Raw genomic sequence first — 3,567 nt, 5'->3', positions numbered from 1 at the left:
GGTCAATTATTTTGCGGCGCGAGTGAGGGAGGCGGAGCCTCGGGAGGGCCGTTCCCAGGCTGAGCCTGGGAACGAGTAGCCTGGGAACGAGTGGAAATTAGCCCGCGTAGGCGGGCTTTGCTCGCACAGGCGCGACTTCCAGTCGCCACTGTTGCTACCGGCCTAACTTACCCAGAACCCACTGGCGAGATTCCTCAGCCAGATAATACTCGGGTTCGATTTCCAGGGCTTTGTTGTACGCTTCCAGGGCTTCTTCATAGCGTTCGCGAGATTCCAGGGCGATACCCAGTTGGGTCCAAGCGAAGGCATCGCGATCGTCCATTTCCAGGGCATTGTTAAACGATTCGATCGCCTCATCGTAGCGGCGCAATTCATTGAGCGCCACGCCGCGACTGGCCCAGGATTTGCGATCGTTGGGGGTGATTTCCACGGCTTTATCGAAAGAGGCGAGTGCCTCTTGGTAGCGTCGCAACTGAATCAGGGCAATTCCGCGATCGCGCCATCCATCGTAGAAATTCGGCTCGATTTCCAAGGCGCGATCGTAAGCGGCGATCGCATCCCAATAGCGTGCCAAGCCGGCACTGAGGACTGACCCTTTGTTATGCCATGCTTTATAAAATGTCGGTTCGATGTCTAGGGCTGTGTCATACGCATCCAGGGCGTCGTAAAATTCCCGCATACCATACAAAGTGCCGCCTTTTGCATTCCAGGCCAAATAAAACTCGGGGTCGATTTCCAAGGCGCGATCGTAGGAGTCAAAGGCTTCTGGGGCGCGATCGAGTTCGCTGAGCAGGCGACCGCGTTCTACCCACATACCGGGATTTTGCGGATTGCTGGCGAGGCGCTCGTTATAGGCGGCGAGGGCTTGTTCCCGGGCGCGATCGGCCTGTTGCGGACGTTGCAACTTTTCCAGAACCAGCACTTTGCGTTCCCAGAGTTCCGGATTGTTGGGCTGCAATTCCGTGGCGCGGTGGAACTCCGCCAAGGCTTCTTTATCGCGCTGTAGTGCGAGCAGAGAGAGTCCGCGCCCTTTGTGAGCGTTGGGGTCATCCGATCGCAGTTCCAAGGCGCGATCGTGAGCGGCGATCGCTTCTTGATAGCGCTGCAACTGATAGAGTGCCTCGCCGCGATTGTTCCAATATTTGGGATTTTTCGGTTCTAACTTGCTGGCATTTTCATAGGCTACCAAAGCCGAATCGTAGTCCTGCAACAGATAAAGCGCATCGCCGCGACACTTCCATGCCATTGCATAATCCCCGGCGAGCGCGATCGCCTTGTCGCAGTCATTGTGTGCCGCCTCAAATTCCTCCGCCGCCACTTTCTCACTGGCGCGATCGATGAACTCCTGCGCTTTTGCCTGTTGGGCGCGCTGGTGTTGGTAATTGCCAATTCCTAAGATGCTACCGCCGGCGATCGCCACCGCCACCGCCATCTGCCAGGGCTTGACAACGCGCAACTTTTGTGGTATGCGTTGGCTGACCTCGGACTGGTACGGAACCTTTTCCACAGGTTTTTCCACCCCAGGGTTTTCCACAGGGTTTTCCACAGCCCCAACCGGTTCGGGAGCCGGATCCGGGGGAGAAGTGGGCTTGTCCTCGGGAGTCACCGGGGGAGCCACAGGAGCCAGGGAGACCAGTTCTGGGGTTTCCTGCGCCAGCGGGGGATCCACGGGGAGCTGTTGCAAGTCTTCCAACACCTCCTGGGCCGACTGATAGCGTTCGCGAAAATAAGAGCGCACCATTTTATCCAGGATTTCCCCAAACCCTTCACTGACCTGCAGGTGCTTGCGCCAGTTAATTTCCCCGGTTTGCGGATGGGTGCCGAAGTGGTCCGGATAGACTCCCGTCAGTGCTTGCAGGGCGATCGCGCCGAGGGCGTAAATATCGCTATTCGCGCGGGCATTGCCCATCATTTGCTCTTTCGGCATATATCCCGGGGTGCCGATCGGGCTGGAAGTTTTGAGCTGACCTTGGTCGATCGCCAGGGTGGTGAGTTGTTTCACCGAGCCAAAATCCGTGACCATCACTTTGCCATCCTCGCGGCGGCGGATTAAATTGGACGGTTTTAGATTCCCGTGAATGGCGTGGCGATCGTGAACGAAGGTGAGGGTTTCGAGGACGTCTTTGAGTAAGGCGATCGCCTGGGCTTCATCGTAACGCTTGCGCCCCGCGATTTCCGCGCTTATCGGTTCCCCGTCAATTAATTCGTGAACCAAATAAAAGGCCCCATCTTGCTCGAAATCCGCCAACAACCGGGGGATGCGATCGTGGGTGCCTAACTGATGCAGCAGTTGCGCTTCCGTATCGAAAAAGCTTTTTGCTTCCCACCAGGGAAACACATCCCGGCGCAGGGGTTGCAGTTGCACGATCGCGCACCACGGCTGCTCGGCGCGTTGCAAGTCTTCCGCTAAAAATGTTTTGCCAAACTCTCCTTCTCCCAACAGACTGACAATTTGGTAGCGTCCGTCTAATGTTTGTCCCATTTGATGCAAGCTTCTCAGGTCGTGGAGGACCGCCGAGGCATCCGGATAGCGCTCCTCGGGATCCACGCAAATCATTTTGTCCAGAATGCGCCCCAATTGAGGATCCACCATCACCAGATGATGCCAGAGCGCTTGCCCGGTTTTCGGATCCCGTTCCAACTGGCGCGGTGGCAACCCGGTTAAGGCTTGAATCGCACACATCCCCAACGCATATAGGTCGCTATTTAACCGGGGTTTTCCGCTCAGTTGTTCGATGGGGATATAGCCTGCAGTGCCGATCGCCGCCGTCGCTACCTGACCGCGAGAATTTACCGCCAAGGTTTCGATTTCTTTGAGCGCGCCAAAATCCACCAGCAGGAGTTTGCGATCGCTGCTTCGGCGGATTAAATTCGACGGTTTGAGATTGCGGTGAACGATCTGGTGCTGATGCACAAACCCCAATACCTCTAAAACCATGTGCAGAAACGCCATCACCATTCCTTCGCTCCAGCGCTTCCCCGGGGCGATTTCCTGGCTCAGGTCTTCCCCTTCGATGTATTCAAACACCAGATAAAATTTTAGATTATCCTCGAAATAATTTATCAGGCGCGGGATTTGAGGATGAGCGCCGATTTTTTCCAGGATTTTTACCTCCCGCTCAAAGCGGCGACGCGCTTCTTGCAAAATCAGCGGATCTGAACTGTTGGGCTGGAGAATGGCGATCGCGCACAGGGGATTGTCTGGCGATTGCTGAGAATCTTCAGCCAGATAAAGTTTTCCAAAGGCTCCTCGCTTCAGGTCTTTGAGTACCTTGTAGCGCCCTTGGATGATTTGGCCAGTCATGGTGGAGGGGTTCATCAGTTGCATAGCATTCGATCTGCAGCGGAGAAAAAGGGTACAAATTAGCCAGAAGGTAAGCAGGGCAACGGAAAACGCTTTAGCCCCACCATCCGGCTAGGAGATTCAGACAACAAACGGTCTTCGTACAGTGTGCCACCCATTACATCGAAAATAAATGGGCAACAGCAAATTGATACTCCCCGCGCTGAAGACGCGGGGATTCTTAAGCAGTCCAAAACTGAACTCTTAAAGGCATTATCAAAGTG

The 3,567-nt window shown here is 55.2% G+C and carries 1 protein-coding gene; it reads right to left on the bottom strand.

The window, feature by feature from the left end:
* Window positions 1-154: 154 nt before the first annotated feature.
* On the bottom strand, window positions 155-3,328 hold the full coding sequence (locus tag LKK83_RS05790; protein ID WP_324629987.1) for a protein kinase domain-containing protein: 3,174 nt from the start codon (window positions 3,326-3,328) through the stop codon (window positions 155-157).
* Window positions 3,329-3,567: the final 239 nt, after the last annotated feature.

The sequence above is a fragment of the Phormidium sp. CCY1219 genome, from assembly GCF_035615515.1.
Taxonomy (GTDB): Bacteria; Cyanobacteriota; Cyanobacteriia; order Cyanobacteriales; family Laspinemataceae; genus CCY1219.
This window is presented reverse-complemented; position numbering and strand designations above follow the sequence as displayed.